Annotated in this window: 27 protein-coding genes, 4 tRNA genes and 1 pseudogene; 19 read left to right on the top strand and 13 right to left on the bottom strand. The window is 72.5% G+C overall.

The annotated features are described in order from the left end of the window. Nucleotides 1-7: 7 nt before the first annotated feature. The 5 genes and pseudogenes from ACH34T_RS13110 to ACH34T_RS13090 form a co-directional block, all read right to left on the bottom strand. Nucleotides 8-1,693, bottom strand: a complete 1,686-nt coding sequence (locus ACH34T_RS13110; protein WP_395992336.1) for a cytochrome bc complex cytochrome b subunit — start codon at nt 1,691-1,693, stop codon at nt 8-10. Between the two features lie 465 nt (nt 1,694-2,158). Continuing rightward, nucleotides 2,159-3,247 (bottom strand): PrsW family intramembrane metalloprotease, encoded by a 1,089-nt coding sequence (locus ACH34T_RS13105; RefSeq protein WP_395992335.1) that lies wholly within the window; start codon nt 3,245-3,247, stop codon nt 2,159-2,161. A gap of 78 nt (nt 3,248-3,325) precedes the next feature. Further along, a complete protein-coding gene (locus tag ACH34T_RS13100) occupies nt 3,326-3,910 on the bottom strand; it encodes a hypothetical protein (RefSeq protein ID WP_395992334.1) in 585 nt (194 codons plus the stop codon). 100 nt (nt 3,911-4,010) lie between these two features. Further along, nucleotides 4,011-4,812: pseudogene (locus tag ACH34T_RS13095) on the bottom strand (pentapeptide repeat-containing protein). An 89-nt stretch (nt 4,813-4,901) separates the two neighbouring features. Then, nucleotides 4,902-5,612, bottom strand: coding sequence for a 2OG-Fe(II) oxygenase (locus tag ACH34T_RS13090; RefSeq protein WP_395992333.1), 711 nt, complete (start codon nt 5,610-5,612; stop codon nt 4,902-4,904). A gap of 100 nt (nt 5,613-5,712) precedes the next feature. Between ACH34T_RS13090 and ACH34T_RS13085 the strand changes: the two genes are divergently transcribed. The 7 genes from ACH34T_RS13085 (at nt 5,713) to ACH34T_RS13055 (ending at nt 8,882) form a co-directional block, all read left to right on the top strand. Next, nucleotides 5,713-6,534, top strand: a complete 822-nt coding sequence (locus ACH34T_RS13085) for a putative protein N(5)-glutamine methyltransferase (RefSeq protein ID WP_395992332.1) — start codon at nt 5,713-5,715, stop codon at nt 6,532-6,534. A gap of 54 nt (nt 6,535-6,588) precedes the next feature. After that, the gene (locus ACH34T_RS13080) at nt 6,589-6,759 is read left to right on the top strand and encodes an LPFR motif small protein (protein WP_395992331.1); all 171 of its coding nucleotides are present in this window, start codon (nt 6,589-6,591) and stop codon (nt 6,757-6,759) included. Nucleotides 6,760-7,080: 321 nt separating this feature from the next. Continuing rightward, nucleotides 7,081-7,152, top strand: a tRNA-Phe gene (locus ACH34T_RS13075). A 27-nt stretch (nt 7,153-7,179) separates the two neighbouring features. Then, nucleotides 7,180-7,250, top strand: a tRNA-Gly gene (locus tag ACH34T_RS13070). A gap of 88 nt (nt 7,251-7,338) precedes the next feature. Then, nucleotides 7,339-7,410: transfer RNA gene (locus tag ACH34T_RS13065), tRNA-Gln, on the top strand. Between the two features lie 27 nt (nt 7,411-7,437). Then, a tRNA-Val gene (locus ACH34T_RS13060) sits at nt 7,438-7,511 on the top strand. Nucleotides 7,512-7,715: 204 nt separating this feature from the next. Next, the gene (locus ACH34T_RS13055) at nt 7,716-8,882 is read left to right on the top strand and encodes an acyl-CoA dehydrogenase (protein ID WP_395992330.1); all 1,167 of its coding nucleotides are present in this window, start codon (nt 7,716-7,718) and stop codon (nt 8,880-8,882) included. Nucleotides 8,883-8,952: 70 nt separating this feature from the next. Here the strand turns inward: ACH34T_RS13055 and ACH34T_RS13050 are convergent, their stop codons facing one another. From ACH34T_RS13050 to ACH34T_RS13040, 3 genes are all read right to left on the bottom strand, one after another. After that, a complete protein-coding gene (locus ACH34T_RS13050; RefSeq protein ID WP_395992329.1) occupies nt 8,953-9,741 on the bottom strand; it encodes a DUF5995 family protein in 789 nt (262 codons plus the stop codon). Between the two features lie 267 nt (nt 9,742-10,008). Next, nucleotides 10,009-11,478: a sensor histidine kinase gene (locus ACH34T_RS13045; RefSeq protein WP_395992328.1), complete on the bottom strand. Its 1,470-nt coding sequence runs from the start codon at nt 11,476-11,478 to the stop codon at nt 10,009-10,011. A gap of 76 nt (nt 11,479-11,554) precedes the next feature. Next, entirely contained in the window at nt 11,555-12,235 is a 681-nt protein-coding gene (locus ACH34T_RS13040; RefSeq protein ID WP_395992327.1) for a response regulator transcription factor, read from the bottom strand. A gap of 135 nt (nt 12,236-12,370) precedes the next feature. On the opposite strand from ACH34T_RS13040, the gene ACH34T_RS13035 reads away from it, so the two are divergent. The 4 genes from ACH34T_RS13035 (at nt 12,371) to ACH34T_RS13020 (ending at nt 15,763) form a co-directional block, all read left to right on the top strand. Further along, nucleotides 12,371-12,985: a PepSY domain-containing protein gene (locus ACH34T_RS13035; RefSeq protein ID WP_395992326.1), complete on the top strand. Its 615-nt coding sequence runs from the start codon at nt 12,371-12,373 to the stop codon at nt 12,983-12,985. A 29-nt stretch (nt 12,986-13,014) separates the two neighbouring features. Then, nucleotides 13,015-13,812, top strand: coding sequence for an SAM-dependent methyltransferase (locus tag ACH34T_RS13030; protein WP_395992325.1), 798 nt, complete (start codon nt 13,015-13,017; stop codon nt 13,810-13,812). Nucleotides 13,813-13,885: 73 nt separating this feature from the next. Beyond that, a complete protein-coding gene (locus ACH34T_RS13025; protein ID WP_395992324.1) occupies nt 13,886-14,665 on the top strand; it encodes an ArsR/SmtB family transcription factor in 780 nt (259 codons plus the stop codon). Between the two features lie 150 nt (nt 14,666-14,815). Continuing rightward, nucleotides 14,816-15,763 (top strand): ribose-phosphate diphosphokinase, encoded by a 948-nt coding sequence (locus tag ACH34T_RS13020; RefSeq protein WP_395992323.1) that lies wholly within the window; start codon nt 14,816-14,818, stop codon nt 15,761-15,763. A 21-nt stretch (nt 15,764-15,784) separates the two neighbouring features. Here the strand turns inward: ACH34T_RS13020 and ACH34T_RS13015 are convergent, their stop codons facing one another. Next, the gene (locus tag ACH34T_RS13015; RefSeq protein WP_395992322.1) at nt 15,785-16,075 is read right to left on the bottom strand and encodes a hypothetical protein; all 291 of its coding nucleotides are present in this window, start codon (nt 16,073-16,075) and stop codon (nt 15,785-15,787) included. Between the two features lie 137 nt (nt 16,076-16,212). Here ACH34T_RS13015 and ACH34T_RS13010 point away from each other — a divergent pair, with 137 nt between their 5' ends. Then, the gene (locus ACH34T_RS13010; RefSeq protein ID WP_395992321.1) at nt 16,213-16,845 is read left to right on the top strand and encodes a YdcF family protein; all 633 of its coding nucleotides are present in this window, start codon (nt 16,213-16,215) and stop codon (nt 16,843-16,845) included. 137 nt (nt 16,846-16,982) lie between these two features. Here the strand turns inward: ACH34T_RS13010 and ACH34T_RS13005 are convergent, their stop codons facing one another. Together ACH34T_RS13005 and ACH34T_RS13000 are read right to left on the bottom strand one after the other, a co-directional pair. Continuing rightward, the gene (locus ACH34T_RS13005) at nt 16,983-17,171 is read right to left on the bottom strand and encodes a DUF5999 family protein (RefSeq protein WP_395992437.1); all 189 of its coding nucleotides are present in this window, start codon (nt 17,169-17,171) and stop codon (nt 16,983-16,985) included. 158 nt (nt 17,172-17,329) lie between these two features. Then, nucleotides 17,330-17,827: a hypothetical protein gene (locus ACH34T_RS13000; RefSeq protein ID WP_395992320.1), complete on the bottom strand. Its 498-nt coding sequence runs from the start codon at nt 17,825-17,827 to the stop codon at nt 17,330-17,332. Nucleotides 17,828-18,374: 547 nt separating this feature from the next. Here ACH34T_RS13000 and ACH34T_RS12995 point away from each other — a divergent pair. From ACH34T_RS12995 to ACH34T_RS12975, 5 genes are all read left to right on the top strand, one after another. Further along, a complete protein-coding gene (locus ACH34T_RS12995) occupies nt 18,375-19,124 on the top strand; it encodes a DedA family protein (protein ID WP_395992319.1) in 750 nt (249 codons plus the stop codon). A 100-nt stretch (nt 19,125-19,224) separates the two neighbouring features. Continuing rightward, complete coding sequence (locus ACH34T_RS12990; RefSeq protein ID WP_395992318.1) at nt 19,225-20,358, top strand: sensor histidine kinase; 1,134 nt, start codon at nt 19,225-19,227, stop codon at nt 20,356-20,358. After that, complete coding sequence (locus ACH34T_RS12985; protein ID WP_395992317.1) at nt 20,349-20,996, top strand: response regulator; 648 nt, start codon at nt 20,349-20,351, stop codon at nt 20,994-20,996. Before ACH34T_RS12990 ends, ACH34T_RS12985 begins: the two co-directional genes overlap by 10 nt. A 65-nt stretch (nt 20,997-21,061) precedes the next feature. Beyond that, nucleotides 21,062-21,580 (top strand): YbaK/EbsC family protein, encoded by a 519-nt coding sequence (locus tag ACH34T_RS12980; RefSeq protein ID WP_395992316.1) that lies wholly within the window; start codon nt 21,062-21,064, stop codon nt 21,578-21,580. Continuing rightward, on the top strand, nt 21,577-22,173 hold the full coding sequence (locus tag ACH34T_RS12975; RefSeq protein ID WP_395992315.1) for an HD domain-containing protein: 597 nt from the start codon (nt 21,577-21,579) through the stop codon (nt 22,171-22,173). The genes ACH34T_RS12980 and ACH34T_RS12975 overlap by 4 nt, the downstream gene beginning before the upstream one ends. Before the next feature lie 104 nt (nt 22,174-22,277). Here ACH34T_RS12975 and ACH34T_RS12970 read toward each other — a convergent pair whose 3' ends face one another. After that, the gene (locus ACH34T_RS12970; RefSeq protein WP_395992314.1) at nt 22,278-23,381 is read right to left on the bottom strand and encodes an FAD-binding protein; all 1,104 of its coding nucleotides are present in this window, start codon (nt 23,379-23,381) and stop codon (nt 22,278-22,280) included. A 239-nt stretch (nt 23,382-23,620) separates the two neighbouring features. Next, nucleotides 23,621-24,082: a MarR family winged helix-turn-helix transcriptional regulator gene (locus ACH34T_RS12965; RefSeq protein WP_395992313.1), complete on the bottom strand. Its 462-nt coding sequence runs from the start codon at nt 24,080-24,082 to the stop codon at nt 23,621-23,623. Nucleotides 24,083-24,216: 134 nt separating this feature from the next. Here ACH34T_RS12965 and ACH34T_RS12960 point away from each other — a divergent pair, with 134 nt between their 5' ends. Both ACH34T_RS12960 and ACH34T_RS12955 read left to right on the top strand, forming a co-directional pair. After that, nucleotides 24,217-24,675: a DoxX family protein gene (locus ACH34T_RS12960; RefSeq protein WP_395992312.1), complete on the top strand. Its 459-nt coding sequence runs from the start codon at nt 24,217-24,219 to the stop codon at nt 24,673-24,675. Nucleotides 24,676-25,115: 440 nt separating this feature from the next. Further along, the gene (locus tag ACH34T_RS12955; RefSeq protein ID WP_395992311.1) at nt 25,116-25,376 is read left to right on the top strand and encodes a hypothetical protein; all 261 of its coding nucleotides are present in this window, start codon (nt 25,116-25,118) and stop codon (nt 25,374-25,376) included. Nucleotides 25,377-25,509 lie beyond the last annotated feature (133 nt).

The following is a 25,509-nucleotide window of genomic DNA, read 5'->3' as shown; positions in this document are numbered from 1 at the left end:
TGCGGCGTCACTCGTCGTCGTGCCCCTGCCCGTCGTGCCCCTGGCCATCCGGGTGTTGGCCGTCCTGCCCAGGCCCGTTGTGGCTCAGGTCGCCCTGGCCGCCGCCGTGCGACTCGCTCTGGTAGTTGAGGTAGAAGCGGTTGGCGCGGGTCCGCACCTGGGTGCGGGCGCGGTCCGGGGTCGGCAGCGGGATGACGTGGTGCGGGTAGGGCGCGACGAGCTCGCCCGGCTGACGGGCCCGCAGGACGGCCTCCCGCTCGTCCGACGGCGGCTCGTGCCGCTCGTGGAACCCGCCGTCCGGGCTCAGCGAGATCAGGCCGCTCTCCACGCCCTCCGCGCGCTGTTGCAGGTCGCGGCGCTGCAGGGAGAGGCAGACCCGCCGGGTGACGGTGAACGCCAGGAGCGGCGCGACGAAGAAGCCCGCGCGGAAGAACCAGGTCGTCCAGAACAGCGGGATGCCGAACGCGTACGCGAGGACGTCGTTGCCGCCCGCCGCCCACAGGTTCCCGTACCAGGCGACGACCGCCGCGCCGATCGCGGTCCGGGTCGCGGCGTTGCGGGGGCGGTCGAGGAGGTGGTGGAGGCGCTCGTCCCCCGTCGCCCAGCGTTCCACGAACGGGTACAGCCCGATGAGCGTGAGGAACACCCCCGGCAGGACGACGGCGGGCAGCAGCACGTTCCACGAGACGGTGTGCCCGAACAGGGTCGTCGACAGGGGCGGGATGATGCGCAGCGCGCCTTCGAGGAAGCCGACGTACCAGTCGGGCTGCGAGCCGACCGAGACCTGGTCCGGCTCGTACGGGCCGTACAGCCAGACCGGGTTGACCTGCACGAGCGCCGCCATCGCGGCCAGCACCCCGAACGTGTAGAGGAAGTACGCGGTGGTCTGCGCGGCGAAGAGCGGGAAGAACGGGTCGCCGCCCACCGACCGCTCCCGCCGCCCCCTGCCCGGCCAGATCGTGTGCGTCTGGTGCCACATGATCATCAGATGCGCGGTGACGAGCACGAGCAGCAGCGCGGGGATGAGCAGGATGTGCACGGCGTACAGGCGCGGCAGGAACGTCTCGGTCGCGGGGAACTCGCCGCCGAAGATCCACATGCTCAGATACGTCCCGGCGACCGGGATCGACAGCACGATCCCCTGCATGATCCGCAGGCCGGTGCCGGACAGCAGGTCGTCGGGCAGCGAGTAGCCCGCGAACCCCTCGGCCAGCGCCAGCGCGAACATCGTCACGCCGATCACGTAATTGACCTCCCGGGGCTTGCGGAACGCCCCGGTGAAGAAGACGCGCAGCAGATGGACGGAGATCGCCGCGAGGAAGACGATCGCCCCCCAGTGGTGGATCTGCCGCATCAGCAGCCCGCCCCGCACGTCGAACGTGATGTGCAGCGTGGACGCGTACGCCTCGCTCATCGTCAGGCCGTGCAGCGGCGCGTACGAGCCGTCGTAGACGACCACGGAACCGCTCGGCTTGTAGAACAGCGTCAGGTACACACCGGTGATCAGCACGACGGTGAACGAGTACAGCGCGATCTCGCCCAGCAGGAAGGACCAGTGCTTCGGGAACGCCTTCTGGAGGTTCCGCTGCATGAACTGGGTGGACCCGAGCCGGTCGTTGACGCCCCAGGCGAGCCGTCCGAGCCGTTCGGGCCTCTCGGCCTTCGCGCCGCCGCCGCCCCTCCGACCCGCCATCGCGCATCTCCCCTGGCCGAGCACTGATCGTCCGCAGGCCGGGTACCCGGGCCCGGTTAGGACAAACGCCGACCCGAGCGAGGCGAGCGGGCTGCTCAACGCCGTCCGGCAGCTCGGCGCCTCCGTGGGCGTCGCGGCGATGGGCGCGCTCGCGTCCGCCGGACCCTCCGGCGGCGACCGTCCGGCCCACGCGCCGTTCCTCGGCGCGGCCGTGCGCCACCGCCCTCCCCATCGGCCCGCGCGCCCGCATGGGCCCGCGCGCCCGCATGGGTCTGCGCGCCCGCATGGGTCTGCGCGCCCGCATGGGTCTGCGCGCCCGCATGGGTCTGCGCGCCCGCATCAGGCCGCGGGCCCGCATCAGGGCGCGGGCTCACATCAGGGCGCGGGCTCGCATCGGTCCGCACGCGCGCATCAGGCCGCACGCGCGCATCGGGGCGTGGGTGCGTGTCGGGGCGCGTGGGTGTGTCAGGCGACGCGGCGGGGCGAGGGGCATGCGTTGAGGTGGTCGCGCATGTCGCGGACGTCGGCGCGCAGCCGGACGGCCGACAGCGGGTCCCGCTCCAGGCCGCCGAGACCGTCCTCGATCAGGCTGAGCTGCGCGGCCCGGAGCCGGGCGAGGAGGCGTCGCGGCTCCCCGGTCGGCACGTCCCACCGCTCCTTCCGGCGCCACTTGCGGTGGACGAGCACGTGCCCCTCGCCCGGCACGAGGACGCCCCGCGCCGTCTCGGCGTGCACCGTCCGCCGGAAGTGCGACAGGTAGCGGCGGCGCGCCAGCCGGTACGCGACGATCGCCGCGAGCAGGATCGGCGCGCCCTTCACCGGCAGCAGCGCCACCCCGGGCAGGACGGGCGCGTCCCACCAGGAGTGCAGCGCCATCGCCAGGACGAACGCGGCGAACGCCACGGCCGCGGTCGTCCGGGACGCGCGGCCGAGCAGGCAGCCGAGCCCCGCCCCGCCGATCGCCGTCATCGCCCAGTGGCTCCACCACGCGCCGCCGATCACCCGGGTGCCGAACGAGAACAGCGCCGCGTTCACGTCCTGCGTCGCCCCCGTCAGCACGATCGTGTTGAGGACGTAGAGGAAGTTCTCGGAGATCTGGAAGCCGAGCCCGGTGAGCGCGCCGTAACCCCAGCCGTCCAGCGGGCCGCGGATCGCGGACGGCGCCAGCAGCGCCAGCGTCACCACCCCGAGCAGTTTCAGGATCTCCTCGTTCACCGGCGCGGCGATCGCCGCGCCCCACGCGGAGCCGAACTCCGGGCCCGCCGTCTTCCCGATGACCGCCTGGAACGCCGCGTTCGCGGGCAGCGCCAGCCCGAACGCGGCCAGCCCGCCCCACGCCACCGCCATCAGCGCGTACCCGAGCGGATGCGACCGGACGGGATGCAGCCGCCGCAGTCCCCAGACGCCGGCGGCGAGCGCGGGCGCCAGCAGCGCGCCCCCCGCCACCGCGCCGGCCGGGAACGCCCGGACGGCGGCGTCCAGCCCGCGCACCGCGATCCACGCCCCGGACAGGCACACCGCGACCCACAGCCAGAACGCCGGTCTGCGCGTCATCGGCCGGTCTCCGACGTCCAGGGCGCCGGTCTGCGGGTCATGGGTCGGTCTCCGACGTCCAGGGCGTCGGTCTGCGGGTCATGGGCCGGTCTCCGACGTCCAGGGCGCCGCGATCGTGACGGTCCGCACCATCGCCTCGACCTGCGCGGCCACGCTCCGGAACGCGAGCGGGGGACCGGCCGCCGTCACCGTCGCCCCTAGCGTGTCGGTGGCGAAGACCGCCGCCGTGCCCGTCCGGTCCCGCCCGGCGAGCGTCCCGGTGAGCCCGGTCAGCCCGCGCGCCGTCACGATCGGGACGGGCCGCGTCCCGAGCCGCGCGCGCCCGCCGATCGCGACGATGCGGCCGAGACCGTCCCACAGCGCGCGCGCGTCGAACGGGGCCAGCGGGACGGCGACGCTCAGGTTGACCACGACGTCCTCGCTGGTCAGCTTCGCGTAGCCGGTCAGGGACGTGGCCGCCTCGTCGAGCGCCCACCCGGCGTGCGGGACGGTCAGCGTGATCGGCCGGACGTCGTCGCGCTCCGTCCCGACCGACAGGATCGTCCCCGGCGCCAGCGGCTCGGCGCCGCTCCCGAGGGCCTTGTCCAGCAGGGGCAGCCCGGCGCACGGGACCAGCAGCGCGAGCGCCACGAGACCCGTCCCCCACCATCGCACCCGCGTCACGCAGCCCCCCTGATGACCCGTGCTGCGGGGGAATGCCCCTCAACGGCGGCCCTAAACAAGATCAGTGAGCGGCCACCGCGCGGTGGTCAGCGGGGGCGGGTCACCAGTGGGCGGGCCGCCCCAGGGCCGCGGACAGTCGCGTGGCGGCGTCGCCCCGGGCCGAGTCGAGCTGCGGCCGGGTGAGGAAGACGGCTCCCGGTGAGGTCGGCCCCGCGCAGGTCGGCGTCCCGCAGGTCCGCGCCGATCAGGTCGGACGCCCGCAGATCGGCGTCCCGCAGGTCGGCCGCGATCAGGTACGCGCCCCGCAGATCGGCCCCGCGGAGGTTCGCGCCCCTCAGCTTCGCCCCGATCAGGTCGGCTCCACGCCGGTTCTGCTTCCGCCCAGGGACGGAGGCCCTGACCAGCTCGCTGACGCGCAGAAGCAGGACGTCGACCTTCGCCCGCACCTGCCTGACGTCCAGCGCGACGAGCTCGCCGGGACCGCCCCGGGCGAGACGGCCGACGTCGTCGGCGGCCGCGCGGAGATCGTCTCGGACGGGCCCGGCGGACGGCCTCGCCAGCGCTTCCCCCAGGTACCAGAGCAGCTCATGAAGCTGCCGCATGACGGGGAACACGCGGAACATGTCCCGCGCGACGGCGGGGTCGCGCCGCCAGTCCCGTCCGCCGAAGGTGCCCTGCGACACCTTCTGCCCGGCCCCGAAACAGTCGAAAACGGTGCAGCCCTGGAAACCCCGCTCCCGAAGGTTCGAGTGGATGCCACAGCTGTGATCGGCCATGAGGTTGCGGCACGGCTCGCCCGCCGCCTTCTCCACGGCGAAATCGGCCGACGCGGCGAAGGGCAGCGCGACGCAGCACAGCCCGAAACAATTCGCGCAGTCGGCTTTGAGGCCCCGGTCGCCCATGCCCGCGAGCTTAGGCCGCCATTTCACGCTGCGAGTTCACACCGCGAGTCCAGGCCGCGAGTTCAGGCCGCGAGGCTCATGGCGCGAGGCTAGGCCGCGTCGTGGAATACCAGGCCCAGCGTGCGGCGGTGCCCCGACCGGACGACGCTGACCCCGTGCCGCATCGGCGCCGCCGACCACCCGCGCTTCGTCCGCACCGGACGGTCCCGTGTGGTGAAGACCAGGCCGCGGCCGCGGGGAAGCAGCGTCGCCGTGCCCCGCGACTGGGCGCGGGCCCGCTGCTCGACCATCATGAACTCCCCGCCGGTGTAGTCGCCGCCCGGCTCGTCCAGGCCGATCACGACCTGCATCGGGAACACCAGGTCGCCGTAGAGGTCGCGGTGCAGGGCGTTCCAGCCGTCCCGCCCGTATCGCAGCAGGATCGGCGTCGGCTTCTTCTGGCCCGCCGCATGGCACATGTCCAGCCAGTCTTCCAGGGTGTCCGGCCAGGGGGCGGGCCGTCCGAGCCTGGCGGCCCAGTCGCGCGCGATCGGCAGCAGGCGCGGATACAGCGCCGCGCGCAACTCGCCGACCGGCTCCGGGAACGGCTCGGCGAAGTACCGGTACTGGCCGGCGCCGAACCGGTACCGCTCCATGTCGATCGTCGAACGGAACCGTCCTACGTCGTCGTACAGGGCGGCGATGTCCGCGCACTCCTCCTTGGTCAGCAGCGGAGGCGTCAGAGCGCTGCCGTAGGCGTCCATCTCCTCGGCGAGCGCCGCCCAGTCGCCCTCCGCGACCCTGTCCGCATAGATGCTCATGTCCCTTGAACACCATCGGACCGTGGAGCGTTGCGGAGCCCCGGACAAGAACCTCGGCGAAGGACTCGGGCAAGAACCTCGGATAGGGTTGCGGTCGCTCATGACAGCACCCCTCACCGAGACCGCCGTCGCCGCCAGGCTGCGCGCCGCGGGCTGCGTCTTCGCCGAGGACGAGGCCCGCCTGATCCTCGCCACGGCCGCCACGCCGGACGACGCGTCCGCCATGGTGGAGCGGCGCGCCGCCGGCCTGCCGCTCGAACACGTCCTCGGCTGGGCCGAGTTCTGCGGCCTCCGGATCGCCGTCGACCCCGGCGTCTTCGTGCCGCGCCGCCGCACCGAGTTCCTCGTCCGGCAGGCCGCCGAACGCCTCGTCCGGCAGGCCGCCGCGCTGGGCCCGCCGCGTCCCGTGATCGTCGATCTGTGCTGCGGCTCAGGCGCGCTCGGGGCCGCGCTCGCCTCCGTCCTGCTCGCCGGCGGCCGGGACGCGTTCGCGCTGCACGCCGCCGACATCGAACCCGCGGCGGTGCGCTGCGCCCGCCGCAACCTCGCGCCGTTCGGCGGGCACGTCCACGAGGGCGACCTGTACGCACCGCTCCCGCCCGTGCTGCGCGGCACGATCGACGTGCTGCTCGCCAATGTGCCCTACGTTCCGGCCGGCGAGCTCGCGCTGATGCCGGCGGAGGCGCGCGAGCACGAGCCGCGCGTGGCGCTCGACGGCGGCGCGGACGGGCTCGACGTCCTGCGCCGCGTCACCGCCGAGGCGCCGGACTGGCTCGCGCCGGGCGGACGCCTGCTGTTCGAGACGAGCGGACGGCAGGTCCCGGACGCCGTCGCGGCCGTCGAACGCGCCGGTCTCAGCGCCGCCGTGGCCGCGTCCGAGGAATTCCACGCCACCGTCGTCATCGGGGCAAAGCCCGTGTAAAACGCCATCACAGGGTATGGGGCGCTTTAGGACGACATGAAGGAGTGAATCCAAATGCGCCGCATCAGTGCAGCGCTCAGCGCCGTCACCGGCACGATCGCGGGCGTTCTCGGCGCCGTCGCGGGCGTGGTGATCAGCATCGTCACCCTGCCGTTCAGGGTGCTCCAGCGGCTGCTGGCCCCGTCGCGCCGCCGTCCGGCGCGCACGCGCCGCAGGGCCCTCTGACGCGGACGGCGCCCCGCCGACCGACGACGGCCGCACCGGGACCCGTGAGCTGGGCAGGGCCCCGGTGCGGTCCCGTGTCAAAGTGCGGGCCGCGTTAAAAGCGATTGCACACACCGCGAGCCATGCCGCACTATAAGAGCAATGACGAACGCACGAGCAGAGAAAGGAGCCGCACGATGACCGGGTTTGTCGCCCAGTGGCAGCGGCCCTTCGCCGCTCGGCCGAAGGGCGGTTGCAGCGACCCCGTGGACGCCTCTGGATAGGGCCTGAGAAGGCTCCGCCGGAGGCCGCCAGGGAGACGATCCCCGGCGGCTTTTTCATGGCCTTCTAGCTCATGTGGATGAGCACCCGGTTGAACCCCGGGGGGACGAGGTTCGACTCCTCGGACGGCCACGCGAGCCCTGGTCAGGCTCCTGCACTGCCGCACAGGTCGAATGGTGAGACACCTGGCTTCCACCCAGGCGAACCGGGCTCAATTCCCGGGTGCGGCTCTGGACTGGACCGGCGGGAGTAACGACCCCCGGCTGGTTCTCCCGTGCCCAGGCGGGCGGACGCCACCGCCCGCCGGCGGGCACCCAATGCTGGATCATCCAATCGGCAGGATGCGTGATTCTGAATCACGTCATGCAGGTTCAAGCCCTGCTCCAGCAGCGCGTCCCGGAATGGCTGTCCGGGCGATGACCGGTAGCTCAGTCAGGTAGAGCGGCTGTCTTACAAACAGCGGGTCGCAGGTTCGAGCCCTGTCCGGTCAACCGGCCACGGAAAAGGACGGTCCCGCCGACCCGGACGGGGGCCGGCGGGACCGTCCGCTCCCCGAGGGGTGTGGTGTCGCCCGGCGGGTGTGACGCGCATCGCCCGGCGCCGCCTTGACTCGGGCCCGCCGCCTCGCTTACTTTGGCGTTCAAATATTGGCCGTCAAAGTAATATGGCCGTCGACGCGGCCCCGCGGAGGAATCATGAGCGACTTCCCTGCCTACGCGCCGTCCGAGGAGCATGAGCTGCTGCGGCGCACGGTGCGCGAGCTGGCCGACGCCAAGATCGCTCCGTTCGCGGCGGAGGTGGACGAGGAGTCCCGGTTCCCGCAGGAGGCCCTCGACGCGCTGGTGGCCAACGACCTGCACGCGGTGCACGTCCCCGAGCAGTACGGCGGCGGGGGCGCGGACGCCCTCGCCACGGTCATCGTGATCGAGGAGGTCGCCCGCGCGTGCGCCTCGTCGTCGCTGATCCCGGCGGTGAACAAGCTGGGCACCGTCCCGGTCCTGCTGTCCGGCTCCGAGGAGCTGAAGGCGAAGTACCTGGGGCCGGTGGCGCGCGGCGAGGCGATGTTCTCCTACGCGCTGTCGGAGGCCGACGCGGGCTCGGACGCGGCCGGGATGAAGACCCGCGCGGTCCGCGACGGCGAGGCGTGGGTGCTGAACGGCACCAAGATGTGGATCACCAACGCGGGCGAGTCGGAGTTCTACACGGTGATGGCCGTCACCGACCCGTCGCAGGGCGCCCGCGGCATCTCCGCGTTCGTCGTCGAGAAGGGCGACCCGGGCGTCTCCTTCGGCCCGAAGGAGCGCAAGCTCGGCATCAAGGGCTCCCCGACCCGCCAGGTGATCCTGGAGGACGTCCGCATCCCCGCCGACCGGATCATCGGCGCCGAGGGAAGCGGCTTCAAGACGGCGCTGGCCACCCTCGACCACACCCGCATCACGATCGCCGCCCAGGCCCTCGGCATCGCCCAGGGCGCGCTCGACTTCGCGCTCGGCTACGTCAAGGACCGCCGCCAGTTCGGCAAGCCCATCGCCGACTTCCAGGGCGTGCAGTTCATGCTGGCCGACATGGCGATGCGGCTCGAAGGGGCCCGCCAGCTCACCTACCACGCGGCGATCAAGTCCGAGCGGGCGATGCACGGCGAGAGGATCGCCGACCTGACGTTCGTGTCGTCGGCGTGCAAGACGCTGGCGTCCGACGTGGCGATGGACGTGACGACCGACGCCGTCCAGCTCCTCGGCGGCTACGGCTACACCCGCGAGTTCCCGGTCGAGCGGATGATGCGCGACGCCAAGATCACCCAGATCTACGAGGGGACGAACCAGATCCAGCGCATGGTCATGGCCCGCCAGCTCCTGAAGTAGCCATCTGATTCCGGTGCCGGGCGCGGAGCGGCCGAGCTCATTGTCGCCGCGCTGGAACCCCCGGGCTCCGTCAATGGGTGGTCGATGAGATCCCGGGGTGTTGTCCCATGGCGCGGTCTAGATGCGTGATGACGGCCTGCACGTCACCACTCTCGCTGCTCCTGATCAACTGCAGTGCCGGTCGGACGAGGCCATCGGGGCGTGCTATCAAGCGTGCGAGCACGGCGGCCCGGACGTCGAGCCGCTCGATGGTGTCCTCGCGTTCTGTGTCGTGCTGCCCGGCGAGCAGGACGGCGTTGTGCCAAGCCTCTTGCCGGGACTGACGGATACTGAAATCCAGGATCCGTTCATCGGTGCGGCCGCCGACCTGGTCCAGCAGCCACAGGAGCGGCGATAAATCGCCGACCGCGCTCTGCACTTCCAGCACCACCCGCGCCAGGATGTCGTTGATCAGCAGAAAGTCGCGCCGCAACTCGTGGATGGCCTCGCCCGGACTGGTCTGCGCGGCGGCAATCGCCAAGTCGAGGTTGATGTGCGCGTTCACGCCGAGTATCAGGTGCTGAACGATGATGGTGTCGGCGTCGTGGAGCAGCCCGAACGTCTCGCGCCAGCAACGTGGCCCGCCCCGGGTGCGCCGCCAGGCATCGTACGCCTCGAAGTAGCGGTTGCCGAACAGCGTGTCGAACCGGTTCATTCGTGCGCCGTCATCGAACTGTCCAGCGCGAATGGCCGTGCGGACTTCGACGGTCACCTGCCGGTACAACGCTGCGAAGTACCCGACCCGGTCACCCGTGCGACTGGCGTCCCGCACGATGTCGGCAAGCCCTTCGATGACCTCGTCGATGTTCTCCGCCGCCATGCACAACCCCCGGAACGGGATGACGTTGACTAGCCACCATACCGGTGCCTTAACGTGCTTTCCGTGCATCGCGGCAGATCTTCTGCGTCCAGTCCAGGTGCCCGAGCCGTGGTCGCCAAGCTGCGCAACCAGCTTTTGGCCGCGCACTTCCAGACTTGGATCGGCTCTCCGATCCGCCGGCTACGCGTTCGTTGAGGCCACCGAGATCATGCTGGCAGAGCCGAGATCACGCAGTCCTGCGAGGGACGAACCAGATCCAGCGGATGGTCATGGCCCGCCGGCTCCTGAAGTGATCATCGGCAGGCGCACCTCGAAGAGGGCGCCGCCGCCTGGGACGTCGCCGGCGGTGAGGTCCCCGCCGTGCGCCCGGACCAGGTCCCGGGCGATGGCGAGGCCGAGGCCCGCGCCGCCCTCGTCGCGGCTGCGGGCGTCGTCCAGCCGGACGAACCGCTCGAAGATCCGCTCCCGGTCGGCGGGCGGCACCCCCGGGCCGTCGTCGGTGACCCGCACGACCGCCTGGCCCGCCTCCTCGGACACCGACAGCCGGACGCCCGTGCGCGCGTGCCGTTCGGCGTTGTCGAGGAGGTTGCCGACGACCCGCGCGAGCCGTCCCGGCACGCCCATGACGCGGGGGTCGTCGTCGATCCACGCCTTGACGGGGAACCGGTCGCCCGCCGCGCGCCGACGGCGGTCCAGCTCGTCCCGGACGAGGCTTCCGAGCCTGACGGGCCGCTCCGGCGGACGGTCGCCCGCGTCGATCCGGGCGAGGAGCAGCAGGTCGGCGGCCAGATCCTGGAGGCGCACGACGTCCGCGACGAGGCCGTCCACGTCCAGCGGCCCGGGATGCGCGGCCGCGACCTCCAGCTGGGTGCGCAGCGACGCGATCGGGCTGCGCAGCTCGTGCGAGGCGTCCGCGACGAACCCGCGCTGCTTCGCGACGGAGTCCTCCAGCGCGGCGAGGGTCGCGTTCGTCGTGGCCGCCAGGCCGGCGATCTCGTCCCGGGAGTCCGGGACGGGCACCCGCCGGGCCAGGTCTCCGGCCGCGGTGATCTCGGCCAGCTCCGCCCTGACGTCCTCCACCGGACGCAGCGCCCGCCGCGTGACCAGCCACGTCACGCCCGCGACCACGGCGACCAGCAGGGGCAGGCCCGCGAGCATCGCCTTGGTGACGGTGCCGACCGCGTCCCGCGCGGCGGCCAGGTCCGCGCCCGCGTACACGGTGACGGTCTCGTCCGACGGCGTCGTCGCCTCGACCGCCGCGAACCGGTAGTCGGCGGTGCGGCCGTCGACGGTCGCGCTGCCGGTGGAGAAGCGCGGGCCGTCGTCCGACACCTCGCCGCGCCCGGGATCGTCGTCGTCGGAGTCGTCGTCGGTGTCGTCGCGGCCCGCCGGGGACGAGTCGGGCCGGACGCCCGGCGATGCCGTCCCGTCGATCGCCTTCAGGTCCTCGCTCGCCGCGCGGACGCGGCCGCGCTCGTCCACGACCTGCACGGGATGGTCGTCGCCGTCCGGCAGGTCGAGGCTCCGGTACGGGACGCCGGTCGCGAGCTGCGACGCGACCTCCCGGGCCGCGACCTCCGCCTCCAGATCGGCCTGCCCGCCGAGGTTGGCGCGGAGCAGCAGCACGACCGCCAGCCCCGCCGCGATCAGCGCGCCGGCCACCACGGCGGTCGCGCCGAGCGTCGTCCGCGCCCGGACGGACGACAGCCGCACCCGCACGGACGAGAAGCGCCGCACCTGCACACCCCGCAAGCGCCGTGCCCGCGCGGACCGGAAGCGCCGCACCCGCGCGGACGGGAAACGCCGCGGCACGTCAGGCGCCTCCGTCCCTGGCCAGCCGGTATCCGGCCCCGCGCACCGTCGCGATCGACCTGCGCCCGAACGGGACGTCGAGCTTGCGGCGCAGCGCGCTCACGTACACCTCGACGATGTTCGGGTCCCCGCCGTAGGCGAAGTCCCAGACCGCCTCCATGATCTGCGTCTTCGACACGACCTGGCCCGCGTTCGACGCCAGGTGCTCCAGCACGGCGAACTCCTTGGCGGTCAGCTCCACCTCCGCGTCGCCGCGGAACACCCGCCGCGCCGCCGGGTCCACGGTGAGGTCGCCGAGCACGATGGTCGGCGCGGCGCCCCGCGTCCGGCGGCGCAGCAGCGCGCGGACGCGGGCGACCAGCACCACGTACGAGAACGGCTTGGTGAGGTAGTCGTCGGCGCCCGTGTCCAGGCCCTCGGCCTCGTCGTACTCGCCGTCCTTGGCGGTCAGCATGAGGATCGGCGTCTCGTCGCCCGCCGCGCGCAGCGACGCGCACACCCGGTAGCCGTTCATGCCGGGCAGCATGATGTCCAGGACGATCAGGTCGAACCCTCCGGCGAGCGCCCGGTCGAGCCCCTCGGCGCCGTCATGGACGGTCTCGACCACGAACCCCTCGGCCGTCAGTCCGCGGGCGAGGGACGTGGCCAGGCGTTTCTCGTCCTCCACGAGCAGCAGGCGCATGCCCACAGACTGCCAAACCGTCCCTGAAGGCGGCTTCAGGAAGCTTCAGGGCCCTTACAGGAACCCGCGGCATCGTCGAAAAGGCACGGGCGGCCGGACTCGCCGGCCGCCCGGCGCGACACCTGGAGGGTGCACATGAGGATCTACGCGCGCCGCTTCGTCTCCGGACGCGGCCTGCTGGTCACGGTCGTCGCCGCAAGCGTCCTCGCGGGCGGGGGAGCGGCCACCGCGTTCGCCGCCCACGACGGCGGGGACGGCACGACGCCTCTGTCGCCGCGGCCCGGCACCTCGGTCACGGCGGCGGAGGCGGCGGCCGCCGCGCTGAAGGCGGCCCCCGGCAAGGTCGAGGAGATCGAGCTGGACGGCGACGACCGCGCCGCCCCCGTCTGGGAGATCGACCTCCTGTCCGACCGCGGCGGCTGGCGGGACGTCACGGTCGACGCCGCCACCGGCAAGCTCCTGTCCGACCGCGCCGCCCACCGGGCCGACGACGGTGACGACGACGGTGACGACGACGGTGACGACCGGGACCCGTCCGCCGCGCTCCGCAAGGCCAAGGTCACCGCATCGGACGCCGCCGGGGCCGCGCAGAAGGCGGTCTCCGGCACGGTGACGTCCGTCGACTTCGAGCGGGAGCACGGCAGGGCGGTCTGGGAGGTCGACGTCACCGGCCCGGACGGCACCGAGCACGAAGTGATCGTGGACGCCGCGACCGCCAAGATCCTCGCCAACGCGACCGACGACGACTGACGGGCACGGGGCCGGGAACGGAACAGTGCATGAACGAAGACAGGCCCGGCCCCGACATCGACACGAGCGTCCCGCATGTGGCGCGCATCTGGAACTACTGGCTGGGCGGCAAGGACAACTACCCGGTGGACCGGGAGGTCGGCGACCAGATCCTCGGGATGCTGCCGGACGTGGCGCGCCTCGCCCGCGCGTCCCGGCTGTTCCTCAACCGGGTCGTCTGGCATCTGGCGGCGGAGGCGGGCGTCCGCCAGTTCATCGACATCGGGACGGGCCTGCCCACGGTGGACAACACCCATGAGGTCGCGCAGCGCGCCGCGCCCGAGTCGAAGATCGTCTACGTGGATCACGACCCGCTCGTGCTGCGGCACGCGCGGGCGCTGCTCACCAGCACGCCCGAGGGCGAGACGGCCTACGTCGACGCCGACCTGCGCGACCCGGACCGCATCCTGGCGGCCGCCGCCGAGACGCTCGACTTCGGGAGGCCGATCGCGTTCACGCTGATGGGCATCCTGGAGTTCATCCCGGACGACGGCGAGGCGTACGCCGTCGTGCGGCGGCTCCTGGACGCGGTGCCGCCTGGCAGCTACTTCGCCATGTCGGACGGGACGAACGTCGTCCACGGCGAGGCGTCCGACCGGATCGTCGAGGTGTGGAACGCGTCCGGGAACGCGCCGCTCGTCCTGCGCAGCCCCGAGCAGATGGAGCGGTTCTTCGACGGCCTGGAACTGCTGGAGCCCGGCGTGGTCTCCGTGACGCACTGGCGTCCGGACGGCGCCGCCGACCAGGAGGCGGTGGACGCGTTCGGCGGCGTCGGCCGCAAACCGTGACCCCGGATTGACATGCAGCCGTCCGGCTGCCTATTGTTAAAGGCAGCCAGAAGGCTCCATATTGGGACGGTGCATGGACGAGATCTTCAAGGCCCTGGCCGACACGAGCCGGCGCAGGCTCCTGGACAGCCTCAACGCCCGCAACGGACAGACCCTCCGGGAGCTGTGCGACGGGCTCGACATGGCCCGCCAGTCGGTCAGCAAACACCTCGCCGTGCTGGAGGCCGCGGGCCTCGTGACCACGCGACGCCGTGGCCGCGAGAAGCTCCACCACCTCAACGCCGCCCCGATCAACGCCATCGCCGACCGCTGGATGAGTCGGTACGACCGGGAGCGGGCCAGCGCGCTCGCCGACCTGAAGACCGCATTGGAGCAGGACCCCATGACCGGAAGCGAATTCGTCTACACCACCTACATCCGCACCACGCCGGAACGGCTCTGGCAGGCGCTGACCGACCCGGCCTTCACCCGCCGCTACTGGGGCGTCACGTTCGAGACCGACTGGACGCCCGGCTCCACGATCACCTGGAACGAGGAGAACGCCACGATAGATGACCCCGAGCAGGTCGTCCTCGAAGCCGACCCGCCCCGCCGCCTCTCCTACACCTGGCACACCTTCACCCCCGAATGGGCGAAGGCGGTCGGCGTGGACGAGGAGACCCGCGCCAAGCTCCTCGCCGAACCCCGCTCCACCGTCAGCTTCGACATCGAACCGGCCGGGGAGACGGTCAAGCTGACGGTCGTCCACGAGGGGGGCGACGCTCTCCTCGACATGTCGCGCCACGGCTGGCCGAGCGTCGTGTCCGGCCTCAAGACCCTCCTGGAGACCGGCGAGCCCCTGCCCACCGCATGACCGGAAGACCACCCTGACACCGCTCAGGGATCCCGTCCCCCGGCATCTGAACCCTGTCCCCCCGGCATCTGAACCGCCTGCCCCCGGCCTCTGGACCGCGTTCCCCCGGCCTCTAGCATGAACGCGGTCGATCACGTGAGGAGCGGGTCCGTGCGAGAGATCGCCGTGTTCAGCGGTAGCGCCCACCCCCGGCTGGCCGACGAGGTCTGCGCCCATCTGGGGGTGCCGCTCAGCCCGGTGCGCGTCTCCCGGTTCGCCAACGACTGCCTGGAGGTCCAGCTGCAGGCGAACTGCCGGGAACGGGACGTCTTCCTGATCCAGCCGCTCGTCGCGCCCGTCCAGGAGAACCTGGTCGAGCTGCTGCTCATGTGCGACGCCGCCCGCGGCGCGTCCGCGAGCCGCATCACCGTCGTGATGCCGCACTACTCCTACGCCCGCTCCGACAAGAAGGACGAGCCCCGCATCTCCATCGGCGGCCGCCTGGTCGCCGACCTGCTCGTCGCCTCAGGAGCGGGCCGCGTCCTGGCGATGACGCTGCACTCGCCGCAGGTCCACGGCTTCTTCTCCGTGCCCGTCGACCACCTGCACGCGCTCCGCGAACTCGCCGCCCACTTCCGCGGCCACGACCTGTCGCGCACCACCGTCGTCTCGCCCGACCTCGGCAACGCGAAGCAGGCCGCCGCGTTCGCGCGCCTCCTCGGCGTCCCGGTCGCCGCGGGCGCCAAACAGCGCTTCGCGGACGACCGCGTCCAGATCAGCTCCGTCATCGGCGAGATCGCCGGCCGCGACGTGATCGTCCTGGACGACGAGATCGCCAAGGGCAGCACCGTCCTGGAACTCCTCGACCGTCTCCGCGAACTGGACGCCCGGACCATCCGCGTCGCCTGCACGCACGGCCTGTTCTCCGCCGGCGCCCTCGGCCGCCTCTCCGCCGAGCCCGACGTCCTGGAGATCGTCTGCACGAACACGGTCCCCGTCCCCAACGGCGACCGCAGCGACAAGCTCCGCGTCCTCTCCATAGCCCCCGCCCTGGCCGAGGCCGTCCGCCGAATCCACAACGGCGAATCCGTAAGCGCCCTCTTCCACGAGACCCCCTGACCCCTGCCCCGCGGAAGGGGGTCAGAGGCGCATGCCGCTGCCGCCGGATTCTTCTTCGCCGTCGGTGGTGTGCTCGGGTTCCAGGTACTCGTCGTCGGGCCAGAGGGTGTCGGCGAGGCAGGCGAGGTACTCCTCGTCGGCGGGGTCGAGTTCGGCGGTCATCGACTCCGGGTGGACGGCGGGGGAGGCGTCCCGGGGCGGTGGGTCGGGATCGCGGACGAGGACGCGGACGGGCGGCATGGGACGGAGCAGGTTCGGCAGGCAGAGGCCGAACAGGGCGACCAAGGCCACGAGGACCAGGACTGCGATCACACCACACCGTCCTTCCGCGGTCGAGTTCCACATGATTCTTGCGTAAGGAGCGAAACACTTGAACGCTACCGGGACGACCCTTCCGATGGGAGTCCGACATGCAGACCGCCGGGGACAATGACCCCGTGGAGCCTCGGGTGGACGCGCGTACGCGCGAGCTGGCCAGGATCGTCTGGGACTATCTCGTCCTGTCCGAGCCCCTCTCCAAGGCTGACGTGATCCTCGCGCTGGGGAGCCACGACACGCGGGTGGCGGTGCACGCGGCGCGGCTCTGGCACGAGGGGTGGGCGCCGCTGGTGGTCGTGTCGGGCGGACGCGGGAAGGTCACGTCCGGGTGGGAGCTGACCGAGGCGCGGGTTTTCGGACGCGTCGCCCGCGAGCACGGCGTCCCGGATCGGGCGCTGCTGCTGGAGGAGACCGCGACGAACACGGGGGAGAACATCACCGCGTCCAGGCGGCTGCTGGCGGAGCGGGGCGTCGCGGTGGAGCGCGGGATCCTGGTCGCCAAGCCGTACATGACGCGCCGGGCGCTGGCCACGGCGCGCCGCCAGTGGGCCGGGGTGGGCTGGGTCGCCTCCGCGCCCGAGCTGGGGTTCGAGGCGTACGCCGGGGAGGAGCGGCAGTTCGTCGAGCTAATGGTGGGCGACCTGCAGCGCATGGTCGTCTACGCGGAGCGGGGCTTCCAGGTGCCGACGCACGTCCCGGCGGCGGTCTGGGCGGCGTACGAGGAGCTGGCGCGGCTCGGGTTCGACCGTCATGTGATCAGGTGATCCGCCGGCGCGCCGAGTCGTCCGGAGGCAGGACCGGGCGCCAGGACCCGGCGTCAGGACCCGGCGTCAGGACCCGGTGTCAGGACCGGGAGTGTCCGGAAAAGGGGCGTCCGGAAAGCGGCCGTCCGGAAACGGGCCTAGGCGGCCGTGGTGGGACGGTGCGGCGCGATCACGCGGCCGTCGGGCAGCAGCTCGCCGGTGTCGTCGAAGACGACGATGCCGTTGCAGAGCAGGCTCCACCCCTGCTCCGGGTGGCTGGCGACGGTGCGCGCGGCCTCGCGGTCGACGGCGTCGGGCGCCGGGCAGGCCGGTTCGTGCGGGCAGATCGAGTCGTGTTGTGCGGTCACGGGGTCCTCCAGGGTGTCCCTGTGATTAAGGACATAGATGCAGCCTGCCGTCGCCCGTCCGAAATATGCAAGTCAATGAGGGATTCTTTACCCTTCAATACGTGTGAAGCCGGACAAGGAGGGGCAACTCGCCCGATTCACCGCAAGAGGCCCTCATCGGGCTCGCCGCCGTGGTCGACGTCCAGACCGACGACGGAGGCGCACCCCGTGCAGATCCACTCCGCGATGACCGCCTCCGGGTTCGTGCCGTGCGTGCGGTACGGGCGGTCGACCCTCCGGCGCCGCATCCCGTGGCCGCAGGACGAGTGCAGCACCCGCCCGCAGGTGGGGCACGGCCAGACGTCCTCGCACCGCAGGTCGCAGCGGGGGCACAGCGGCGACTCGTAGGGCCCGGCCTGCTCGCCGGGGTCCAGCTCGCCGAGCCACTCGTGCTCCATGTCCAGGTACTCGTCGCCGGGCCAGTGGTGGTCGGCCAGCCACGCGAGGTACTCCTCGTCGCCCGGGCCGAGAACGGCCGTCAGGGACTCGGGGTGCTCGTTCCCCGAGCAGGGGCGGTGCCTGCCGTGCCGCGCCGTGGCCAGGAGCGTCATCAGGCCGAGGAGCGCGGCCGCGGCCAGGCCTGTGGCGAGGGGCATCGCGGCGTCCTTATGATCTTGCGGCGGGAATTTCGATCATGAATTCACTTCACAAAACCCTGCGAACGCTACAAGAAAGGTTCTTTACGGAAAAGTCGATCAAAAAGATTCTTTACCCGAGCGGCGGCCGGACGGGTGTCCGAAACCGGCACCGGACCGCGTCCAGAACCCGTGCAGCCTGCGGGAACCGAGGCTTCGAGCCTCCTCGGCCGGGCCCCCGGCCGAACCGGGTTTCACTCTCCGCTGAATCCGCCGATCAGCCCTCGCGGCCGGGTAAGGCCACCATCTGAGCGTGCGGGCTGCACCAGCGGTCCTACCGGCGGTCCCACCAGCGGTCCCACCAGCGGCGTCACCAGCGGCCCACCGGCGGCGTCACCAGGCCGTCCTGACGCCGGGAGCGGGTGCAGGCGACCGGACGGCGCACCGCTGAGCCGTCGACGGCCCGCGGGGGTGTGGTTTTCCGCAGGGTCGGGGTGCGGCGCCCGGCCGGTCGGGCGGGCGGTGTCCACCATGGTGACGGGACCGGCCGGTTTCTAGCGTCGTCAACATGATCGAAATGGCGTACGCGGCGTCCGGGAGCGAGCCGACCGGCGGCATCGCGGGATGGGCGACCGACCTGATGGACACGCTCGGCGCGCCGGGCGCCGGGCTGGCGATCGCGCTGGAGAACCTGTTCCCGCCGCTGCCGAGCGAGGTGATCCTGCCGCTGGCCGGGTTCACCGTCGCGCAGGGCCGGATGAGCCTGGCGGCGGCGCTGATCTGGACGACCGCCGGCAGCGTCGTCGGCGCCCTCGTCCTCTACGGGATCGGCGCGCTGATCGGCCGCGACCGGATCCGCGCGCTCGTGGCGCGGCTCCCGCTGGTCAAGCTGTCCGACCTGGACCGGACGGAGGCGTGGTTCGCGCGGCACGGCGCCAAGGCGGTGTTCTTCGGCCGCATGATCCCCATCTTCCGCAGCCTGGTCTCCGTCCCGGCCGGGGTGGAGCGGATGCGGATGACGACGTTCCTGATCTACACCGGCCTGGGCAGCCTGCTGTGGAACACCACGTTCGTCCTGGCCGGGTACGGGCTCGGCGACAACTGGCGGACAGTCGAGGAGTACGTCGGCGTCTACTCCAAGGGGGTGCTCGCGCTGGCTGTCCTCGCCGCCGCCGTGTTCGTCGTCGTGCGTATCGTGAAGGCGGGGCGAGGTACGGGGGAGCGGCGAGGCACGGGGGAGCAGTGGGCGGACCACGAACCGCGGGCGACCGGGCACCGCGCGGACACCCGAGAATTCGAACGTGACCGAATCTTCTAACCCCCGCGACCCCCGCGACCCGCGGGGCTCTCGCGGGCCGGGCGATCTCGCAGGCCCGCGCCCGCGCGGTCTCCGAGGTCAGTGGGGGACGCGTGGTGTCGTGCGGGGTGCGGTGGGGTTGTCGCTGGGCGCGGTCACCGCCGGGGTGGAGCTGGTCCTGCTGGCGGTGGCGGCGCTGCTGATGGCCTACTCGCTGGCCTTCTCGCGCGGCCAGCGGGTGGTGCCGGCGGTCGTCGCGGACGCCGCCCAGGCCGCGACGGAACTGGAGCGATGGCGGCTCAGGAAGTTCCACGGCGAGGACAGGCCCGTCCAATACGGTCCGCTGAAGGCGCTGGCGTATCTGGTCCTGCGCGTGCCGGTCGGGCTGCTCGGCGCGGTGATCCTGCTGCTGCTGGCCTACGGCGCGGCGATGGCGGTCGCGCTGGCCTGGAGCTGGTGGGTCACGGGCGACTACCTGGACGGCATCCCGCCGAGCTGGTGGATCGTCCTGTACACCGCGATCCTCGGGCTGGTGCTGCTGTTCCTGGCCGTCCAGGGGCTGGTCGGGGTCGTGGCGCTGGAGAGGACGGTGGCGCGCCGGTGCCTGGGCCCGAGCCCGCTGGAGGAGTACGAGCGGCGCATCGCGCAGCTGTCGGTCACCCGCGCCGAGGTGGTGGACGCGGTCGACGACGAGCGCCGCCGCATCGAGCGGGACCTGCACGACGGCGTCCAGCAGCGTCTCGTCGCGCTCGGCATGCTGATCGGCCGCGCCCGCCGCGCCGGAGCCGAGAAGAGGGCGGCCGACCTGCTGAGGCAGGCGCACGAGGAGTCGAGGCGCGCCCTGGAAGACCTGAGGGAGGTGACCTGGCGCGTCTACCCGGCGGCGCTGGACGGCGAGGGCCTGCGCGCGGCGCTGGAGACCGTGGCCGAACGGACCCCGCTGCCGGTGACGATCGCCTACGACGTGCCCGGACGCCCCCCGCACGCGGTGGAGACGGCCGCGTACTTCGTCGTCTGCGAGGCCGTCACGAACGCGTCCAAGCACTCCGGCGCCCGCCGCGTCCGGGTGGACGTCACCGGATCGGCCACAATGATCGGCGTGCGCATCGAGGACGACGGGAGCGGCGGAGCCGACCCGGGCGGCGGCGGGCTCGCCGGCCTGGCCCGCAGGGTCGCCGCGCTGGACGGGACGTTCGCCGTGGACAGCCCGCCCGGCGGCCCGACCGTGATCACCGCGGAGCTGCCGTGCGGGTGATGCTGGCCGAGGACTCGACCCTCCTCCGCGAAGGCCTGGTACGGCTGCTGGCCGAGGAGGGCCACGACGTGGAGGCGGCGGTCGGCGACGGCGAGGCGCTGCTCGCGGCCGTGGCGGCGGGGCCGCCGGACGTCGTGGTCGTGGACGTCCGGATGCCGCCGACGCACACCGACGAGGGCCTGCGCGCCGCGCTGGAGATCAGGGAGCGGTGGCCGGACGTCGGCGTCCTCGTCCTGTCGCAGTACGTGGAGAAGCGCTACGCCACCGAGCTGATCACGGCGGACACCACCGGCGTCGGCTACCTGCTGAAGGACCGCGTCGCGCAGGTGGACGAGTTCCTGGACGCCCTCGACCGCGTCGGCGCGGGCGGCGCGGCGTTCGACCCGGAGGTGGTGCGACGCCTGCTCGCGGCGCACGGGGCCCGGGCCGATCCGCTGTCCCGCCTCACGCCGCGCGAGCGGGACGTCCTCGACCACATGGCGCAGGGCCATGCCAACGCCTCGATCGGGGCGATCCTCCACATCTCGCAGAGCGCGGTGGAGAAGCACGTCAACGCGATCTTCGACAAGCTCGACCTGTCGCACGCGACGGGGTACAGCCGCCGCGTCCTCGCCGTCCTGCGGTACCTCGGAACCTGACCTTCGCCCTGCCGTCATGACCCGTGGCAAGGTGGGGGCCTGGGAGAACGAGAGGGGATGCGCTCATGGTCGGCAGGCTCGAATGGGGACCGGCGGACGAACGTCCGGACCTGCTCGCGGACCCGGTCGCGGCGGCGATCGGCGGCGTTCCAGGCGCGGAGGTCGCCGAGATCGACCCGGAGCTGGCCGACACGGCGGCGTTCTGCGAGCGCTACGACGTCCCGCTCGACGCCAGCGCCAACTGCGTGGTCGTCGCCGCCAAGCGCGGCGGCGAGGTCACCTACGCGGCGTGCATGGTCCTCGCCACCGGCCGCGCGGACGTCAACGGCGTCGTCCGCAAGCGCCTCGGCGCCCGGAAGGCGTCGTTCGCGCCGATGGCCGAGGCGACCGCACTGACCGGCATGGAGTACGGCGGCATCACCCCGGTCGGCCTTCCCGGCGGCTGGCCGATCCTCGTGGACGAGGCCGTCGCCGCCGCCCCGCGGGCCGTCATCGGCAGCGGCCTGCGCAGATCGAAGATCCTCCTTCCCGGCAAGGCGCTCGCGGATCTCCCCGGCGCCGAGGTCATCGCCCTGGCGCTGTGACCGCGCGGCCGATGGCGTCCGCCGCGCTGCGCCGCGCGCTCACCGATCCGGGCCCGCGCCTGCTGCCGGACCGGGCCGTCCGGCTCCTGGAGGAGCTCGACGCTCCACCGCGCCTGGCCGCCCACCTGCGGGCCGTCCACGACGTGGCCGCCGAACTGGTCGCCTGGACGGTCGAGCACCATCCGTCGGCGGACGTGGACGCGGAGGCCGTCCTGTTCGGCGCGGCGACGCACGACATCGGGAAGGCGCTGCACCCGTCCGAACTGTCCGGACCAGGCGCCGAGCACGAACAGGCCGGGTACGACCTCCTCCGCGAGCGCGGCGTCGAGGAGCGGCTCGCCCGCTTCGCCCGCACCCATGCGTCCTGGGACGATCCGGACATCGGCCTGGACGACCTGCTCGTCAGCCTCGCCGACAAGGTCTGGAAGGCCAAGCGCGTCACCAGCCTCGAACAACGCGTCGTGGACGCCCTCGCCGCCGCGTCCGGCGCGGAGCCGTGGCAGGTCTTCATGGGCCTGGACGACGTCTGCGACCGCCTCGCCGCGGACGCCGACCGCCGCCTCGCCTTCCAGTCCGGCCACCCGACCGGCTGAGGTCCGCGCCGGTGGATCAGGCGGGGACCGGGTCTGGATGCGGCGGGGACCGGGTCTGGATCAGGCGGGGACCGGGTCTGGATCAGGCGGGGACCGGGTCTGGATCAGGCGGGGACCGAGTCGACGGCGTAGCGAGTGCCGCCCACCGCGCGGGTGCGGTCGAGCAGCGTCCCGTTCGCGGCGAGCATCTCCGCGGCGGACGCGCAGCCGGGCGAGGCGGTGCGCAGGACGCTGAACAGGACGGGATCGTCCGGCACGGCCAGCATCGGCACGTGGCCGACCCGCAGGGACTTGACCAGGATGACGCCGCTGCGGCCCAGGTCGGCCGGAGTCATGTCCGCCAGCGTCGCCTTGATCACCGCGGCGGCGCGCGGCGCGGGCAGGAAGACCATCGCCCACGGATGCGGCCGCGCCCATTCGCCGAGCCGGATCAGCTCCTCGACGTCCGGACGCATCCGGTCGCAGAAGTCGAAGTAGGGGAGCTCTTCGGTGTCCGTCGTGCCGGGCGGCGGCTGGGCGCCGTCCCCGTGGAGGACGGCTTTGACCTCGTACGTCCACCCGCCCCCGTCGTCGGACGGTTTGATCTGCGCCGACATGTCGTCGGCGCGGACCTCGCGCTGGACGCGGAGCACGTCCGCCGCGTCCCGGCACGGGATGGTGCAGCACAGCACGCGCTCCGGTGCGCGGACGAGCGGCAGCGTCGCCCGGGTGATCACGCCGTGCCGCCCGAGCCCGGCGCGGACGGCGTCGAACAGGCCGGGCCGGACGGCGGGGGAGCAGACCACGGGCTCGCCGCCGTCCACGACGACGTCCAGGGCGAGCACGTTCTCGGCCTGCGTGCCGCGCACATGGGACGTCCCGCCGACGCCGCCGGCGGAGATCGTCCCGCCGACCGTCACGTCGAGGTAGTCGGTCAGGACCGGCGGGACCAGCCCGTGCGGCAGCGTCGCGGCGAGGACCTCGCGCCAGCTCGTCCCGGCGGCGGCGACCGCGTGCCGCCCGCCGACCTCGACGCCGGTCAGCTCGCGCAGGTCGATCGACACGCCCGCGGTGAGGGACTGGCCGTAGGTGGAGTGCCCGAGGCCGCGCGGCACCGCGTCCAGGCCCTGCGCGGCGGCCTCGCGGACGGCACGCGCCACCTCGCCCGCCGACCTCGGCCGGACGACCCGGACGGGCGACCGCTCCACGATCCCGCCAAAGTCACGCACGCGCCCCGCCTCCCACCCACGCCCCCATCGCCCTGCCTCCGGGACGTCCACCGGTCCCTGCCCTTCCTCCGGGGCGTCCGGCGGTCTTCGCCCTGCCTCCCGCCCGCCCAGCGGTTCTCGACGCCCTGCCTCCTGGACGTCCGGCGACCTTCGTCCTGCCTCCCGCCGTCCACCCAGCGGTCTTCGCCCTGGCTCCGGGACGTCCGGCGGTCATCGCTCCGCCTCCAGGGCGCCTGCCGTCATCGCTCGCGCAGCCGGTCGGCCACGCGGCCGAGCGCGTCGCCGAGCAGGTCGATCTCCTCCGGGGCCAGCACCTCGATCAGCGTCTCGCGGACGACGCGGCGGTGCCCGGGACGGACCCTGGCCAGCACCTCGGCACCCTCGTCGGTCAGCTCCGCCCACACCGACCGCCGGTCCGACTCGTTGCCGGTCCGCCGCACGAGCCCGGCCCGTTCGAGCTGCGTGACCTGGTAGGTCAACCGGCTCTTCGACACCATCACCACGCGCGCGAGGTCCGACATGCGGAGCCGGTTGCCCTCGGCGAGGCTCAGCCCGACCAGCACCTCGAACTCGGCGTGGGAGAGCCCGCCCTCCCGCTTGAGCTGCCGCTCGATCTCGTGGTCGATCAGATGGCCGGCGGCCAGGAAGGCCATCCAGGCGCGCAGCTCTCGTGGCGCGAGGGCGTCGCGGGGTTGGTTCATGCGGTGATTCTAGGTGGCCTGGTGATTCTAGTTGGCTCGAACGCCCTGTGAAATTTCAAAATGGTCTGGATTTGAATCAAATGCTAGCGTCGGAGAAGTTCATATTTGAACCTTCAACAAGAGGAGACCGAGGCATGCTCCCACCCCGTCGCTTCCCCGCTCTGACCGACACGGGCCTGCTGATCGGACGGCTGGCGGTCGGCGCGATCTTCGTCGCGCACGGCTGGAAGAAGTTCGCCGACGCCGGCCACTCCAAGACCGCCGCCGGCTTTGACGAGCTCGGCATCCCGATGCCGGACCTGGCCGCCGTCTTCGCCACCTATGTCGAGCTGCTCGGCGGCATCGCGCTCATCATCGGGCTGCTGGTCCCGGTCGCCGGCGTGCTGATCGCCCTGAACATGGCGGGCGCCTTCTGGTACGTCCACATGGACCAGGGCTTCTTCCTGGACAAGGGCGGCTACGAGTACGTGATGGTCCTCTTCGCGGCGTCGCTGCTCCTCGCCGGCACGGGCGCGGGCCGATTCTCGCTGGACGGCGTCATCTGGGGCCGTCGCGGCGAGAACGCCCCAGACCGCGAATCCATCCCCGCCTGACCGCCTGACCCTGATTGACCCCGCCAGACCCGGCGTGACCACACCCCGACCGGCCTGACCACGCCAGCCCTGCCTTGACCGTGCTGAACCCGCGCCGGGCTTGGCGCACGGTCACGCCGGGCTTGGCGCATGGCCATGCCGGGCTTGGCGCATGGCCATGCCGGGCCTGGCACATGACCGCGCCGGGCCTGGCTCCGACCCATGCCGGGCCTGGCGCATGACCCGCGCCGGGCTTGGCGCAAGAACGCGCCGGGCCTGGCTCCGACCCGTGCCGGGCCTGGCCTGGCTCAGCCTGACCATGCCGGACCTGGTCTGCCCCCACCTGACCGGTCCGGCCGCCGGCCGACGTCGCCTACCGCCCCAAGGGCCCGTCGGCCTGTTCGCCCGGCCCGTCCACGGCCCATCGGTGCGGGACTCCGGTTCGCCGGGATCCCGGCGCCATGGGCGTGGACGGGCTGGAGGCGAACGCCGCCGAGTACGCCGCCCTGGAGGCGCGCCCCCTCCCAAGCGGGATCCGGCCGTCCGCCGGGTCTTCCGCCTTGTGCGGCGGGCTACGGCGCCGCCTGGAGGCCCTGGAGCCGCTGCACACGGACGCCACGCGGCTCCGGGGCCTCCAGGGCGACCCCAGGTCGACCCACGCGAAACCAGGCGCCTGGCGCGCGCACAAGCCCGCATGGACGCCTGGGGTTGAAGAAGTGTGATCTAGATAACTTTTCGCCGCGGGTCACCCCTGACATGACTTCCGGGTAAACCTGAGTTACCTGCCGGGAAAGGAATATGGTTCGATCCAATACCCCCAGGCAGTCGCCCCGCTCACCTGACACCGGTCTTTTC

This window comes from Actinomadura sp. 9N215, from assembly GCF_044326345.1.
Taxonomy (GTDB): domain Bacteria; phylum Actinomycetota; class Actinomycetes; order Streptosporangiales; family Streptosporangiaceae; genus Spirillospora.
This window is presented reverse-complemented; position numbering and strand designations above follow the sequence as displayed.